This window comes from Furfurilactobacillus sp. W61-4, assembly GCF_057545565.1.
In genome coordinates, this window is record NZ_BAAJNZ010000001.1 from 181844 (window position 1) to 196644 (window position 14801).

Genomic DNA, 14801 nt, shown 5'->3' on the forward strand with positions numbered 1-14801 from the left:
AATCTAATGCAAAATGTTCCGATAGAATCACAGATTGTTGAAACAACATAGTAGTATTACGACCTTGCAAAAAAAGCAATGAACACCGATAATCTTATCAACGACACACGGATCTTGAAGCCGACAGGTCAGGCGAATTTTCATGAACTTGAATCGAAATTAATCACTTGTTAAAAGCTCCCCCGACTCTGATGGAGTATCGCCAGTATCTTGGGCGAGTCACTCGTTATAATGTGGAGAACAACGAAGACGACCGCTAAACACCAAGCATATAACTTTGTTTATTACATGCCGATTGAGTTTTCAGAGCACTTTCATTGAAGCGTGCTTGCTGGAGTATCAATTATTCAAATCGCAGAGAAAACCTCTATTATATTAGCTGCTAAAATTTCCAGTCGACGATTTTATAATGAAAAGGGCTGTCAACAAGTGACGACCAGCCAAGTAATATTTGCGAGCCAATTCAATACCACTTCATTCAAATTTAGTCGATTTAAACCGTTTCAATCGCGCCAGGAATATTGATAAATCAACAATCCGATGTCATTTAACTAGTCAGATTACAACTTTGGTCTTTAATATCGGACTATCTAGATTCAAAGTGACCAAAAAATTTCTTAAGTGAGATAAACCTATGCTGGATAATTTTATGCTCAGTGAATCTGAATCTAAAGATGCAGAAATTCTTATTAATGGAATGTTTGCTACTCAATTGCCGCCTTTGTTGACCGACGTAATTACAAAGGAGTCAGTAACTGCGCTCATTGAAGAACTTGCTCAGAAGCCTAAAAAGACTCTTTTCAAGATGGACAGCACGTCAAAGTATATTTCGCGACTTGATCCCGGAATCAAACCGCCAAAATATATATTTGGAGGGAATTGGGCGGCAGAGTCAATTAAATTTTTTACTTTGAAAATCGATGAATCTTGGCGACCAATGGCAATTCCAAATATTAAGCATGCAGTCATGTTCGCATACAATAGTTTGCTGATTGCTGATGATGCATTAAATCAAATATATTCAAAAGCGGATCGCCTTGACGGACGGACAAGTCATTCTGAGTCTCCAATAATCGGACGTGATGGGATTTTCTCAGCTATGCTGTATGACCCCTTTGATGACGATGAGGATTCTGAGGCAGTTGCAGAAGCAGCTGGATTTATTGGATACGAACAGACGAATAACTTCTTTAAGGAAAGTAAACTTCATAAATACAGAATCGAGTCAACTTATCCATTTGTTTTACAGATTGACTTAAGTAAATACTTTGAAAACATCTATACGCACTTACTGGCACAGATTGATGTAGCTAGTTTTCATTTTTCGAGTCAAAATGCTGAGAGATCTTTGCAAAAATATCTAAATTGGCTGGATGAATTCAATCAAAAAATTAACGACAATCATACAAAAGGAATGATTCAGGGGCCAATCTCCTCGAAGGTGTCTGCAGAAATTTTTCAACTTTCTCTGGATCAGAAAATTGCTGTTGAACTAAGTAGGAAAAATCTGGATGTAAACTTTACGCGGTATGTTGACGATTATCGGTTCTTCGGGAGGACTGTTACTGATCTAGAACTTGTTAAAAATATGCTGATTAAGCTATTCCGGTCGCACGAGCTATCGTTCAATGAAACTAAAGTTAAATTATTCAAAGGTTTTGAGATTCAGAAACAAGCACATTTCGAGAATTATCCAGCTATAAACTCAATCCTCGGAGGCAGAAGAAAGTCGTCTTTTAGGTTTGACCAATATCAGCGCATTCATGATTTAATGGCGCAGATGATTGATACTTCAGATGTTCCAACATTAAAAGCAGTTCTCACATTTTTTAAGAATAAAGTGAAGCAAGGGCAGATATGCTTCAGTAATGATCAAATAGTACTTTCATTTCTTGAATTTCTGATAAAGGTTGCATATGTGCTTCCAATTATTTGCATGCAGACGTATAAGCTTATTTTTGAAATTCTGAGTTCTGTAAAACCTCAAATTCGACATCAATGTTGGGCACGACTCTTTTCAGAGTTTGACTACGTGAAAGAAAACTTTGCTGATTCTGATTTGGAAGCTTGGTACTTCTATGTTCTTTCAAAAGCTGGTGTATCCGCTGAGACTATGAAAGTTGTTTCTCGGTACCTAAAAGAGTGCACCGACCCGAGCCCAATTGTGTTAACCGTATTAACGAAACCTCATAGCAAATCCGCCAACAGGAAAATTGAAGATGCTCTTGTGGCGAGAGTAACTGACTGGCAGAAGATTTCACAATCAAAGTGGTGGCTCCCACTGAGTCAGCTTTGGGTTGCAACTGAGAGAAATGTTGACAGTCGGGAAATTAGAAAATTATTTTTATCAAGCAATAGTTCGCAAATTCAATGGGACAAGCTGGGGGTCATCGAATATTTAACACGTTATGTAAAGTAGTATCGAATCCGGAATTCTAGTTTACTAGTTTGGGCTTCTTGCACTTGAATGATTCCAAAAGGCCGCCAACCAATGACGACCAACCAAGTATATTTGCGTGCCAATTCAGTACCATTTCATCTAAGTTCAGCCAATTTCAACCGTTTCAATCGCACCAATAATGCTGTTAAATCAATAATCCAGCGACATTCAAACCGTCAGGTTACAACTCGAAATCCGTCGAACCCGTGTTGAGCGGGCGCGCAGGTTCAATTCCTGTACTCTCCTTAATTTAGGCCGCTGCTAAGCGGTTGCTAAGCAAAGAAGAAAAGTGAGCTAATTCCTGTTTGGTAAGGAATTAGCTCACTTTTTTGACGCGATGAAGTTGACACTAGCCGTTTTTATTTTGTGAAATCAGTGACCGTTTGTCCATTTTTGGCGCTGTAAAGAACTTTACCATCTTGGTCCGGACTAACTAAGTTAATCGTGTAATCGGCCTGAAGTGATTTGCTGACGTTGGCTGACGATTTTCTGAAATTTTCTGTTAATGTTGGCCATTGTGCTTGTTCAGCTTGGCTTGGCGTCGCCTCAAGTGCTTCTAACGCCTTAACCGTATCAGCATTAGTTGGCGTGATGGTATATGTTTTACTATCAGCCGCAAAAGTTACTTTCCCAAAATTGGCGAAAGCCGTGCCAAGTTGCTTGGTCATCTGCTGTTCAGCGTTAGCACGGGCCGCACTCTTTTGTGATTCCGTTTCGCCGTTAATGACGGTTCCAGTAGGGTTAAATGTTGAGGCGGCCTTAGTTAATGAGGATTGCTGAGCGGCCTTTGTTTGCGAACTGTTTTTTTTCTGGGAAACGGCTGCTTTCTTGGCCTGTTGTTGTGCCTGGCGATGTTGAGCCGGTAAATGAATTGCACCATAGCCGGTGGCAAGGGCAAAAATAACCACTAAAAGAGTGGCAAATCGCCAAGTGTGATAACTCTGGATAGAATTGAGTAAATAAAAAATCGCCAAAATTAGGGCAATGCCGCCAAAAACTGTTAAATAGATCATGCCAAATCCTCTTTCCGTAACTTTTGCTGAAGCTATTTTACCATGTTAACTCTTAAGTAAAAAGTGAACTTTTTACAATTAGGATTAGTGTGTCTGGTTAGGTAACCAAATCATTGTTTTTTAAAAGAAGCGGTTGTTAATCATAATGTTCTTGAATTAGAACGATAATTAGTTTAACCAGTGCAAATTATTTTTAAATGAGGGTAAACTAAAAACAATTGAGTTTTAGTTTACACAGATGTTCGTCTTTTGATATAATGGCGATACTAATTTGAGGAGGCAACACATTGAATTCAATTTATTTAGCTAGTCCATTTTTTGATGAAGCACAAATCGATCGGGTTAAGCGGGTTGAACAAGCGCTTGCGGATAATAAAACCGTTGGGGACGTCTTTAGTCCACGCTTATCACAATTTCCAGATTTAACATTTGGCAGTGAGGCATGGCAAACAACGGCGTATCAACATGATTTAGACCACTTAAATGCTGCAGATGCGATTGTCGCGGTGGCAGATTTTATTGATGATTCGGTTGATAGTGGGACAGCATTTGAAATCGGCTATGCAGTGGCTCAAGGGAAGCCCGTTGTGTTGTTACATGAAAAGTCGGGATTAGTCAATTTGATGTTGATTCAAGGTGCAACAACTTACGTCACCGATGCGCTGACCATTAAGACCCTGGATTTTAATGATCTGCCACACACGACCTACACCGGTGATATCCAATAACTAAGCGATGTTTTTAATGATGAGTAAACAAAAATCCCTCCACTAAATGGAAGGATTTTTTGTTTAGCTCTGTTTATAAATGGAGCGGACTAGTAAATGGCATCTCGGTATAAACCAACAACTTTACCTAAAATGGTCACATTGTTTAGAATAATTGGCGCCATTTCGTCATTTTCGGGTTGCAAGCGGTAATGATCCGATTCCTTGAAGAAACGTTTACAAGTGGCTTCGTTTTCGTCCGTCATGGCAATGACAATATCACCATTATCCGCATTTTGCTGGCGACGAACGATCACGCGATCGCCAGTCAAAATGCCCATGTTGATCATACTATCTCCACGAATCGTTAACATGAAAAGGTCGCCATCGTAGTCAGATAATTCTGGCGGGATCGGGAAGAAGTCCGTCGCTTCTTGAACTGCTAAAATTGGTTCACCAGCGGCGACCACACCGAGTAAGGGGATTTCATTAGGCGTTGTTGAGACACCTAATGCGCTTAAACCGTCATCGGTTAGTTCAATGGCTCTGGGTTTAGTTGGGTCTTTGACGAGCAGACCTTTTTTTTGTAAGCGGTCAATATGACCATGCACCGTCGAAGTTGAGGATAGGTCAACAGCCTCGCCAATCTCACGGACAGTCGGCGGATAACCTTTCTCGCTGACCCGGTCGTAGATGAAACGAAGGACCGCCATCTGTTTACTTTCTGCATTCTTTGACATTTCTGATACCTCATTGGATTTTTTACGAACATTAAGTTCTAGCATGATGTTGCTGATTAAACCCAAGGTGGGTAGGAAGTTTGACCTTCTCAACACTTGCTGATACATCAAATTTAGCACATGAAAAACGTTGGGTCAAACAAATGTTCGGTCAGCGATGAATCTTTTGGGAAATGCGGAAACCAAGCGTATAATAAAATTTAAATATTGATGGTGGATGTTCCGATCCGCCAGTAAAGGAGACCAGCAATGGATGCAGAAAAACTGCGCGCACGGATAAATGAATTGGCTCACAAAGAGAAAAGTGACGGATTATCTGAAGCTGAAAAAGCCGAACAAAAGAAATTGCGGCAAGAATTTCTTGCCAACTTCAGAAAAGCGTTTAAGTCACAGGTTGAAATGTTACAGGTGTTTGACGATGACGGTAATGAGGTGACCCCAGAAAAGGTTAAAAAAGTTCAGCGAGATAAAGGACTGCGTGATGATTAATTTAGGATCTTTTTATAGGTAAAGGGTTTTCAAGCGGTCCTTACTTGTGTAATATAGTTTGATGTAAATCATTATTGTAAAGGGGGGTATCTTGATGTCGACTGGGTTATGGATTTTGATCGTGATTATTGCCGCGATCGCCGGTGTAATTGGCGGCTTTTTCTTTGCACGCCGTTATATGCAAAACTACCTGAAGAACAATCCTCCGATTACTGAAGACATGTTACGCAGCATGATGCTACAAATGGGGCAAAAGCCTTCTGAAAAGAAGCTGAAGCAGATGCTAGCAACAATGCAGGCACAATCACGTAAGAGCTAATGTTAATGTAATTGATTAAACGGGCGGATTAATTTCTGTCCGTTTTTTTGTCTAGTTACACAAGCCCGCTGTCTGCGCCTAGCCCAGACTGATTTCACCTTGGTCGTTAAGAAAGTAGGGATCACTTTGTCAATTTTTAGAAAATTAGCGTGGTATTTTAAGCAAGAACGACGCCTCTATTTTTGGGGTGTGTTCGGTCTATTGATGACGGCTGTGCTAGGGATTATCCCGCCACGAATTATCGGGGATTTAGTTGATTTAATGAATCGGCAGCATTTGACGAGTGGACGACTCATCCGTGATCTTCTCTTAATGACAGTTATTGCAATAGCAGCATATGCAGCGAGATATTTGTGGCGAATATCGATTTGGGGTGGCGCCGCCAAGTTAGAAAAAACCTTGCGGGAACGCTTATATGCTCACTTTATGGTGATGGATACTGCTTTTTATCAGCGATACCGAACCGGTGATCTAATGGCGCATGCAACCAATGATTTGTCCGCTATCCAACGGGTTGCCGGTGGGGGGATTTTACAATTTGCCGATTCGATCATTACCGGAGGGACGACGCTGATTGCCATGATGGCGCTAGTCAACTGGCGGTTAACGATCATTGCAGTTTTGCCGTTACCGCTAATTGCATTGGTCGCCCGTTACTTAGGAACAAAGATTCATCTAGCTTTTGGCGAATCACAGGCTGCCTTCTCGAATTTGAACAACAAAGCGCAGGAGAGTATTGAAGGCATTAAAGTGATCAAGACGCTTGGTCAGGAGCATGAAGATGAAGCTGACTTTGAGCAACAAGTTACTAAGACGATTGCCATCAATCGGCGAACTAACTTGTTAGATGCACTATTCGATCCGTTAATCACCGTGATTATTGGTCTGTCATATGTCGCAACAATTATTCTTGGCGGTCGCTATGTGACGACGCAAGTGATCACGGTTGGTCAACTAGTGACTTTTATTGCTTATGTAGGCATGCTGGTATGGCCAATGTTTGCGATTGGACAACTATTTAACACAATGGAGCGCGGCAACGCCTCTTACGATCGGGTTAATTTCCTGTTACATGAACGTTCAGAAATCGTCGAGAACCCTCACGGTATTTCGCAGCCAGCTCACGGTGATCTGGAGGTTCAGATTAAGGCGTTTAGTTATCCTAATGATGAGGCTTTGCGTCTGCAAAATATTGGATTTCGATTGTCGGCTGGTCACACGCTAGGAATCGTTGGTCGAGTGGGTGCCTGGAAAACATCGATATTAAAACTTCTCTTGCGCCAATTTGATCATTATGACGGCCATATTGACTTTGGTGGGCACGATATTCGCAATTATACATTGGATGCATACATTCATGCCTTAGGCTATGTGCCACAAGATAATTTTCTGTTCTCCACGTCGATTCGGGAAAATATCGCGTTTGCTAATCCGGATATTAGTGACGACGAGGTCAGGGCCGCCGCCTACACTGCTGCGTTTGATGAAGATGTTATCGGCATGCCCGATGGTTATCAAACGCAGGTCGGTGAAGAAGGTGTTTCACTATCTGGTGGGCAAAAACAGCGATTAGCCATCGCGCGGGCGTTAGTGATTAACCCGGAGTTGCTAATTTTGGACGATGCATTGTCGGCGGTGGATGCTAAAACAGAGGCACAAATCTTAATGCGTCTAGGTGAGAAACGGGCTGATAAAACGACAATCATTGCTGCGCACCGCTTGAGTTCGGTAATTAACGCGGATGAAATTATCGTCGTCGATGATGGGAAAATTATTGAACGCGGAAATCACACCACATTAATGGCCGATGACGGGTGGTATAAACGAATGTATGATCAACAACAATTGGCTGATTCAATTGGAGGAGGTAACGATTAATGGCTCAAAATCATCGGTCTGCGTGGTCTAGAAGCATGTCTTTGAAAGAACAGCGCACGGTCATCAAACGGCTATTACCGTATGCGGCTCCTTATAAATGGGATTTTATCTGGGCCATCATTTTTGCCTTTGCGGTCAGTTTGATTAACATTTTATTACCGAAACTAATGCAGACCTACATGAACCAATATTTGCGTGTCAATAACGCAGCATTACGTGTCGTTTTATTCTTTGCGGGTTTTTATTTTTTAGGGACGCTGATCAAAGCAATTTTTCAATTTGGCCAAGAATTTTTATATGCCATGGGTGGGGAACGCATGTTAGAAAATGTGCGTGTTCAGCTCTTTCGAAAGTTGCATCGCTTAGGCATGCGCTATTTTGATCAAGTGCCAGCCGGGTCAATCTTATCGCGACTGACCAATGATACGATGTCTTTTCAAACGTTCTGGGCGTTATTCGCTGCTGCGATTGTGGCCTTATTTTCTGTTGTCACGTCTTTTTATGCGATGTATACCACGAATGCACGTATTGCCTTGGTCGTTTTGGCATTTTTGCCGATCCTTGGTTTGGCGATTTGGTATTACCAGCATTTCAGTAGTCGAGTTTATCGAAGCATGAGAGAGCGCTTGAGTGAATTGAACGCTAAATTGGCCGAATCAATTACGGGAATTAGCGTGATTCAGGAGTTTCGCCAGGAACGCCGCATGAATACCGAATTTGATCAAACAAATGATCGCTATTTTGCGACTCGCCAAGCGATGATTCGCACTAATTCCCTCTTGTTAGGGCCAATCATTGATCTTTTGTTCGCTTTGGGCGAAGTTGCCGTCTTGTGGATGTTTGGTATTAATGCACTACATCACTTTGTTTTGGCTGGAACAATTTACGCGTTTATCCAATACCTCAATAATTTTTATAATCCAATGGCGAATATGATGGATTCGTTATCTGATTTTCAAGACGGGATCGTGGCTGGGTCACGGGTGTTGAAAATTATGGATGACCAGACATATGCGCCAACACAGCATCCTGTTGCAGGTGCTCACGTTACGCACGGTAAGATCGAATTTCGCCACGTTAATTTTAGTTATGACGGCGAACATGATGTTTTACATGACGTTTCGTTTACCGTGGAACCGGGGCAAACGTTAGCCTTGGTGGGACACACTGGCTCGGGAAAATCGTCCACCATTAATGTCTTAATGCGATTTTACGAATACAATTCTGGTGAAGTCCTGATCGATGATCGCGATATTCGCGAGTATGATTTAGCTGAGTTGCGACAGCAATTTGGCTTGGTGTTACAGGATCCATTCATGTTTTATGGCGATATTGCTTCAAATATTCGCATGTTTGATGATTCAATTAGTGATGAACAAGTTGAAGCGGCTGCCCGATTTGTTTCAGCCGATGAGTTTATCAATCGGCTCCCGGGAAAGTATCATGCCCGTGTGATTGAGCGCGGGACGAGTTATTCTGGGGGACAACGACAGTTGATCTCATTCGCCAGAACGGTTGCTCATGATCCTAAAATTTTGATTTTGGATGAAGCGACTGCCGATATTGATACGGAGACTGAAGCTTTGATTCAGGATGGCTTAGCTAAGCTACGGACTGGGCGAACGACAATCGCGATTGCGCATCGACTGTCGACCATTCGCGATGCTGACCAGATTTTGGTGCTGGATCATGGACGAATTGTTGAGCACGGCAATCATGACACTTTGTTAGCCCAACGGGGGCGATACTATGACATGTATCGTTTACAAACCACAATTGATAGTGATGATCGAGCGGCATTATTGCATGAATCACCAGACGGCACTGTCAGACAATAAAATCAGACAAAAACAGGTCGTCCCTTTGTCAGGACGGCCTGTTTACGGTTCGAATTCAATTTCTAGCGATGTTTGGTCACCGTTTTTGTTTTCGATTTTGTTTCCGCAGCAATTTTGGCTTGGTAGGCCGCTTGCTCTTTTTGATTTGGGTCAACATAGTGGAAATGGGGATCGATTTCCTGATCTAAAGCATCGAACGCCGCTTGGAGTTTTGCGTCAACCTGCTGCTGACCAGCTTCATCTAATTTGAATTTGCGATCAATCATGATTGGATCACCAAAGCTAACTGTGGTGGTTTGCCGGGAAAATAAGGCGCGAAAGGTTAGCGGACCTTGGTAGACGGTGGGAATTAGAGGCACCCCAGCCAATTTAGCAATGACGATGGCCCCGCCTTTCATCTCGCTAGAGTGGCGGGTCCCAGAGGGAAAAATAATCGTAGAGAGTTGCCCCTCCTTCAATAATTTTACCGGCGTTTTAATTGCAGATGGGCCCGGGTTATCACGGTCGACCGGATAAGCATTGGCGTGAACTAAAATAAAACGAATAATTGGATTCTTAAAGAGTTCTTTTTTAGCCATAAAGGAAAATTTTCGTGGGGCAGCGGCTACCGCATAGTAAATTGGATCAAACCATGTCCGATGGGGGCCGACCAGAATATAAGTTCCTTTTGGTAGGCGATCTTTATGCAAATAATGTGGTCGACCATTGATGAGCCATAGGATGAGGCGGACAATGGCGCGCATGAATGAGTAAAACACAAGCATTCCTCCATTAATATGAGTCAACTGACTGAAACCTAAGCGATCATGGGCCGGATTTGCGACATCATTGTCGCTGGAGCCTAACACTGGCTTGCTTTTTTGACAATAGACCGTAATAATCTGATAGAAGTATGAACATTTGCGCGTTTAAATGCAAGTTAGATTAATGATCACGTCATTTGGATGAAATTAGTCCAGCAAAATTCACAAAAAGGAGTTCAGACGTCGATGGAACAGGTGGAGTTAAAAAGTGGTGAACGCATTGATCGACTATACGGGGCCGACATTTCGATTATTCAAAGCTCGGCGGTGTTTTCGTTTTCGTTAGATGCCGTGCTACTGGCTGATTTTGCACAACCTGATCGAACGCGCCGCGGTTTGACCGTGGATTTGTGCGCCGGTAATGGGGCGGTCGGATTATTCTTTAGTCACAAGACGGCTGGCGCGATTCACCTGATTGAAATTCAACCTGAATTAGCAGAGATGGCGCAGCGTTCGGTTGCCTTAAATCAGTTAACCGAACAGATTACCGTTGACCAACTAGATTTAGCACAGGCGACAGACGTCATCAAACCAGATTCTGCTAGTGTTGTGACCTGCAACCCACCATATTTTCCTGACCAGCCACTGTCTCAGAAAAATCCTAATCCACATTTAGCGATTGCTCGTCACGAAATCACCACGACTTTGGCCCAGGTTGTTGAAACCACCGCCAATTTGCTTAAAATGACGGGCCATGCCTACTTTGTATTTCGTCCAGACCGTTTTTTAGAAATGATGACGACTTTAACCGCCCATCGGTTAGTGCCCAAGCAGGTGCAATTTGTATACCCTAAACCTAATCGTCCAGCAAATATGTTTTTAGTGGATGCGATTAAAGATGGCCGGTCAGGTGGCTTGAAAATCTTGCCGCCTTTAATTGTGGCTGATGATACGGGAGCCTACGTGGGGCATGTTGCCCAACTGCTGTATGGTCCGGAGGGGCGGCGACCGCAACATGGCTAAACCTTACTATTTTTACGTTATTTTATGCGCAGATCAGTCGTTATATGGTGGATTTACAGACGATGTCGGCCGACGTTTTGCCACGCACCAGGCCGGCCGTGGAGCCAAGTATACCCGCCCTCAATTTCGACACCCGCTGCGGTTACTGTACGCGGAGGCCTTTCCTGACAAATCGAGTGCTTTAAAGGCGGAATATGCCTTTAAGCATCAATCACGGGCCAAAAAAATCGTGTTTCTGCATGAGCATGGTGTCAGCGTCAGTTAATGTTTGGAGATTTAATGCAAACATGCCGGTAGTTTAGCTTGTCACCATGCCGGTTGTTTGCTATACTGATTGACGGTTTAAAACCAATTCACACTCAACGTGATGGCGGCTTCGTTGCTTAGGGATAAGTGAAGTTGTCAAATGAGCGTTGGGGAGGACAAAACATTTTTGGAGGATTTAACACATGGCTGTTATTTCAATGAAACAATTGCTTGAAGCTGGTGTCCACTTCGGTCACCAGACCCGTCGCTGGAACCCTAAGATGAAGCCGTACATCTTCACGGAACGTAACGGTATCTACATCATCGACTTACAAAAGACGGTGAAGATGGCTGACGTTGCTTACAACTTCGTGAAGGATGAAGCTGCTAAAGGTGGCAACATTTTGTTTGTTGGTACTAAAAAGCAAGCGCAAGATTCCATCGAAGAAGAAGCAACTCGTGCCGGTATGTACTACGTTAACCATCGTTGGCTTGGTGGAACACTGACTAACTGGAACACGATTCAAACGCGGATCAAGCGCTTGAAAGACCTAAAGAAGATGGCTGAAGACGGTACCTTTGATCGTTTGCCTAAGAAGGAAGTTGCGCTGTTAACGAAGCAACGCGAAAAGCTTGAGAAATTCTTGGGTGGGATTGAAGATATGCCGGGTGTGCCTGACGTAATGTTCATCGTTGACCCACGTAAGGAACAAATCGCGGTTCAAGAAGCCCACAAGTTAAATATTCCAATCGTAGCCATGGTTGACACGAACACAGATCCAGATGACATCGACTACATCATCCCATCAAATGACGATGCCATTCGTGCGATTCGTCTGATTTCATCAAAGATGGCAGATGCTGTGATCGAAGGCCGTCAAGGTGAAGACCAAGGTGCCGATGACCAACAAGCTGCCAAGGGTGGCGATTCGATGGAAGACATCGTTGAAGCCGTTGAAGGCGACAATCAACAAGCAAACAACTAAGCGTAAACCTTAGGCTGTCTATCAGTTAAGACCGTTGTGGCCTGAGATTGATAGGCGGCTTTTTTCTAAAACTTATCAAACATAAACGAGGAGGCCATTTAATATGGCAGTTACAGCAGCTCAAGTTAAAGCATTACGCGAAAAGACCGGCGTCGGGATTATGGACGCAAAGAAGGCCTTAGTTGCCACTGATGGTGATGAAGCCAAAGCGCTCGATTTTCTGCGGGAAAAAGGTATTGCCAAGGCCGAAAAGAAGAGTGATCGGATTGCGGCTGAAGGTTTGGCCGAAGTTGCCGTTCATGGCAACAATGCAGCAATCGTTGAATTAAACTCGGAGACGGATTTCGTTGCCTCCAACGACACGTTTAAAGACCTGCTAAAGACGGTTAGTGATCAGATTGCGCTGGAACAGCCGGCTGACGTGGAGGCTGCCTTGAAGTTAAAGGCTAGCGAAACAGAAACCCTTAATGATGCTATCATTGCTGCAACGCAAGTCACTGGCGAAAAGATTAGCTTGCGTCGCTTTGCGGTCGTGACTAAGACTGATGATCAAGTCTTTGGGTCATACCTCCACATGGGTGGTTCGATCGCTTCTTTAGTTGTTTTGGAAGGCGGCGACGCTGAAACTGCTAAAGATGTTGCGATGCACGTGGCCGCAATCAACCCAGAATATGTTGATCGTACTGATGTCCCAGCTGATCGTTTGGCTCACGAAAAGGACGTCTTGTCTAAAGAAGACGACCTTGCCGGCAAGCCTGATAACATTAAGCAGCGGATGGTCGATGGTCGATTAAACAAGTGGTTGGCTGAGATCTCATTGAACGATCAACCATTTGTTAAAGATGGTGATCAAACCGTTGATCAATATGTCTCATCTAAGAATGCCAAGGTTGTCTCATTCATTCGTTACCAGGTCGGTGAAGGAATGGAAAAGAAGAGCGATGACTTTGTTGACGAAGTTATGGGTCAAATCAAGTAATTGAACGGGGGCGTGCCTAGTGTGCGCCTTTTTTGTAAAGCAAGATTTGGTGATGTAAATCGAGGAGGATATTGGTCTGATGGCTGATGTGAAGTATAAACGAGTCATGCTCAAACTAAGTGGTGAGGCTTTAGCCGGCGAACAAGGTTTTGGCATTTACCCGCCTAAAATTAAGACAGTAGCTGAAGAATTACGGGAAGTATATGAATTAGGTGTCCAAATTGCGGTTGTCGTCGGTGGCGGAAATATTTGGCGCGGTGAAGCAGGCTCTGAGATGGGGATGGAACGCGCCCAAGCAGACTACGTTGGGATGTTAGCCACGATTATGAACGCCTTAGCGCTGCAAGATAGCTTGGAAGGGCTTGGCGTACCAACGCGAGTGCAGACATCGATTGAAATGCGACAAATTGCTGAACCTTACATTCGTCGCAAGGCAGTCCGTCATCTTGAAAAAGATCGGGTGGTTATTTTCGCTGGTGGAACGGGTTCCCCTTACTTCTCAACGGATACCACAGCTGCCTTACGTGCCGCTGAAATCAATGCGGATGCCATTTTAATGGCTAAGAATGGGACCGATGGCATTTATTCAGCTGATCCTAATGAGGACGACTCCGCTGTCAAATTTGAAACACTCAGCCACTTAGATATCATCAACAAGGGGTTACATGTCATGGACACCACAGCAACCTCGTTGTCGATGGAAAACAATATTCCCTTAGTTGTCTTTAACTTTAATGAACCGGGCAATGTTTTGCGGGTTGTAAAAGGTGAAAACATCGGAACAACGGTTAAAGGAGATTAGTATGGCAGAAACAGAACCAATTTTAAAAGACGCGCAAGCAAGAATGGGTAAAGCTGGCGAAGCATTACAACGTGAGTTAGGCAATATTCGGGCAGGGCGAGCTAATGCTAGTCTGTTAGCTGACATTACCGCTGACTATTATGGCGCGCCAACCCCCATCAATCAGATGGCGTCAATTACCATTCCGGAAGCACGTGTGCTCCTGGTTACGCCCTTTGACAAAAGTAGTTTAAATGCAATTGAACACGCGATTTTGACCTCGGACTTGGGGATCAATCCGGCTAACGACGGGACCGCGATCCGGCTGGTGATTCCACAGTTGACTGAAGAATCGCGTAAGGATCTCGTCAAGCAAGTTCACGGCAAGGCAGAAGAGGCCAAAGTAGCCGTTCGTAATGTGCGACGAGATGCGATGGACTCACTGAAAAAGGGTCACAAAAACGGGGACTTCACTGATGACCAGCTGCATGATTTAGAAACGCGGGCACAGAAAATTACCGATGCGGCCATTAAGAACGTCGATCAAATTGCCAGTGATAAAGAAAAAGAATTGATGACTGTTTAACAACAAGCAGTTATTTAAATAATGCGTTACGGC

15 protein-coding genes are annotated in these 14801 nt (G+C 43.6%); 12 read left to right on the plus strand and 3 right to left on the minus strand.

Annotated elements, in window-relative coordinates:
- Positions 1-634 precede the first annotated feature (634 nt).
- Positions 635-2419: an RNA-directed DNA polymerase gene (locus AC27FN_RS00950; protein WP_487166161.1), complete on the plus strand. Its 1785-nt coding sequence runs from the start codon at positions 635-637 to the stop codon at positions 2417-2419.
- A 380-nt stretch (positions 2420-2799) separates the two neighbouring features.
- Here the strand turns inward: AC27FN_RS00950 and AC27FN_RS00955 are convergent, their stop codons facing one another.
- Positions 2800-3453, minus strand: a complete 654-nt coding sequence (locus AC27FN_RS00955; protein WP_487166162.1) for a hypothetical protein — start codon at positions 3451-3453, stop codon at positions 2800-2802.
- A gap of 287 nt (positions 3454-3740) precedes the next feature.
- On the opposite strand from AC27FN_RS00955, the gene AC27FN_RS00960 reads away from it, so the two are divergent.
- A complete protein-coding gene (locus AC27FN_RS00960; protein ID WP_487166163.1) occupies positions 3741-4181 on the plus strand; it encodes a nucleoside 2-deoxyribosyltransferase in 441 nt (146 codons plus the stop codon).
- 89 nt (positions 4182-4270) lie between these two features.
- On the opposite strand, the gene lexA is transcribed toward AC27FN_RS00960, so the two are convergent.
- The gene (gene lexA / locus AC27FN_RS00965; protein ID WP_487166164.1) at positions 4271-4900 is read right to left on the minus strand and encodes a transcriptional repressor LexA; all 630 of its coding nucleotides are present in this window, start codon (positions 4898-4900) and stop codon (positions 4271-4273) included.
- Between the two features lie 249 nt (positions 4901-5149).
- Here lexA and AC27FN_RS00970 point away from each other — a divergent pair, with 249 nt between their 5' ends.
- The 4 genes from AC27FN_RS00970 to AC27FN_RS00985 all read left to right on the plus strand — a co-directional run bounded on the left by AC27FN_RS00970 (position 5150) and on the right by AC27FN_RS00985 (position 9424).
- On the plus strand, positions 5150-5389 hold the full coding sequence (locus tag AC27FN_RS00970; protein ID WP_487166165.1) for a DUF896 domain-containing protein: 240 nt from the start codon (positions 5150-5152) through the stop codon (positions 5387-5389).
- Positions 5390-5483: 94 nt separating this feature from the next.
- On the plus strand, positions 5484-5708 hold the full coding sequence (locus AC27FN_RS00975; protein ID WP_407882408.1) for a YneF family protein: 225 nt from the start codon (positions 5484-5486) through the stop codon (positions 5706-5708).
- A 126-nt stretch (positions 5709-5834) separates the two neighbouring features.
- A complete protein-coding gene (locus tag AC27FN_RS00980; RefSeq protein WP_487166166.1) occupies positions 5835-7586 on the plus strand; it encodes an ABC transporter ATP-binding protein in 1752 nt (583 codons plus the stop codon).
- A complete protein-coding gene (locus AC27FN_RS00985; protein WP_487166167.1) occupies positions 7586-9424 on the plus strand; it encodes an ABC transporter ATP-binding protein in 1839 nt (612 codons plus the stop codon). The genes AC27FN_RS00980 and AC27FN_RS00985 overlap by 1 nt, the downstream gene beginning before the upstream one ends.
- 62 nt (positions 9425-9486) lie before the next feature.
- Here the strand turns inward: AC27FN_RS00985 and AC27FN_RS00990 are convergent, their stop codons facing one another.
- Entirely contained in the window at positions 9487-10182 is a 696-nt protein-coding gene (locus AC27FN_RS00990) for a lysophospholipid acyltransferase family protein (protein ID WP_487166168.1), read from the minus strand.
- Between the two features lie 231 nt (positions 10183-10413).
- On the opposite strand from AC27FN_RS00990, the gene AC27FN_RS00995 reads away from it, so the two are divergent.
- From AC27FN_RS00995 to frr, 6 genes are all read left to right on the plus strand, one after another.
- Entirely contained in the window at positions 10414-11190 is a 777-nt protein-coding gene (locus AC27FN_RS00995) for a tRNA1(Val) (adenine(37)-N6)-methyltransferase (protein WP_487166169.1), read from the plus strand.
- Positions 11183-11455, plus strand: coding sequence for a GIY-YIG nuclease family protein (locus AC27FN_RS01000; protein WP_487166170.1), 273 nt, complete (start codon positions 11183-11185; stop codon positions 11453-11455). Before AC27FN_RS00995 ends, AC27FN_RS01000 begins: the two co-directional genes overlap by 8 nt.
- Before the next feature lie 184 nt (positions 11456-11639).
- The gene (rpsB, locus tag AC27FN_RS01005; RefSeq protein ID WP_487166171.1) at positions 11640-12422 is read left to right on the plus strand and encodes a 30S ribosomal protein S2; all 783 of its coding nucleotides are present in this window, start codon (positions 11640-11642) and stop codon (positions 12420-12422) included.
- A gap of 103 nt (positions 12423-12525) precedes the next feature.
- Positions 12526-13401 carry a translation elongation factor Ts gene (gene tsf / locus AC27FN_RS01010; RefSeq protein ID WP_487166172.1) on the plus strand — a complete coding sequence of 292 codons (876 nt, stop codon included), beginning with the start codon at positions 12526-12528 and terminating at the stop codon, positions 13399-13401.
- A gap of 79 nt (positions 13402-13480) precedes the next feature.
- The gene (gene pyrH / locus AC27FN_RS01015) at positions 13481-14203 is read left to right on the plus strand and encodes a UMP kinase (RefSeq protein ID WP_487166173.1); all 723 of its coding nucleotides are present in this window, start codon (positions 13481-13483) and stop codon (positions 14201-14203) included.
- Between the two features lies 1 nt (position 14204).
- Positions 14205-14768 carry a ribosome recycling factor gene (gene frr, locus AC27FN_RS01020; RefSeq protein ID WP_487166174.1) on the plus strand — a complete coding sequence of 188 codons (564 nt, stop codon included), beginning with the start codon at positions 14205-14207 and terminating at the stop codon, positions 14766-14768.
- The last annotated feature ends 33 nt before the right edge of the window (positions 14769-14801 follow it).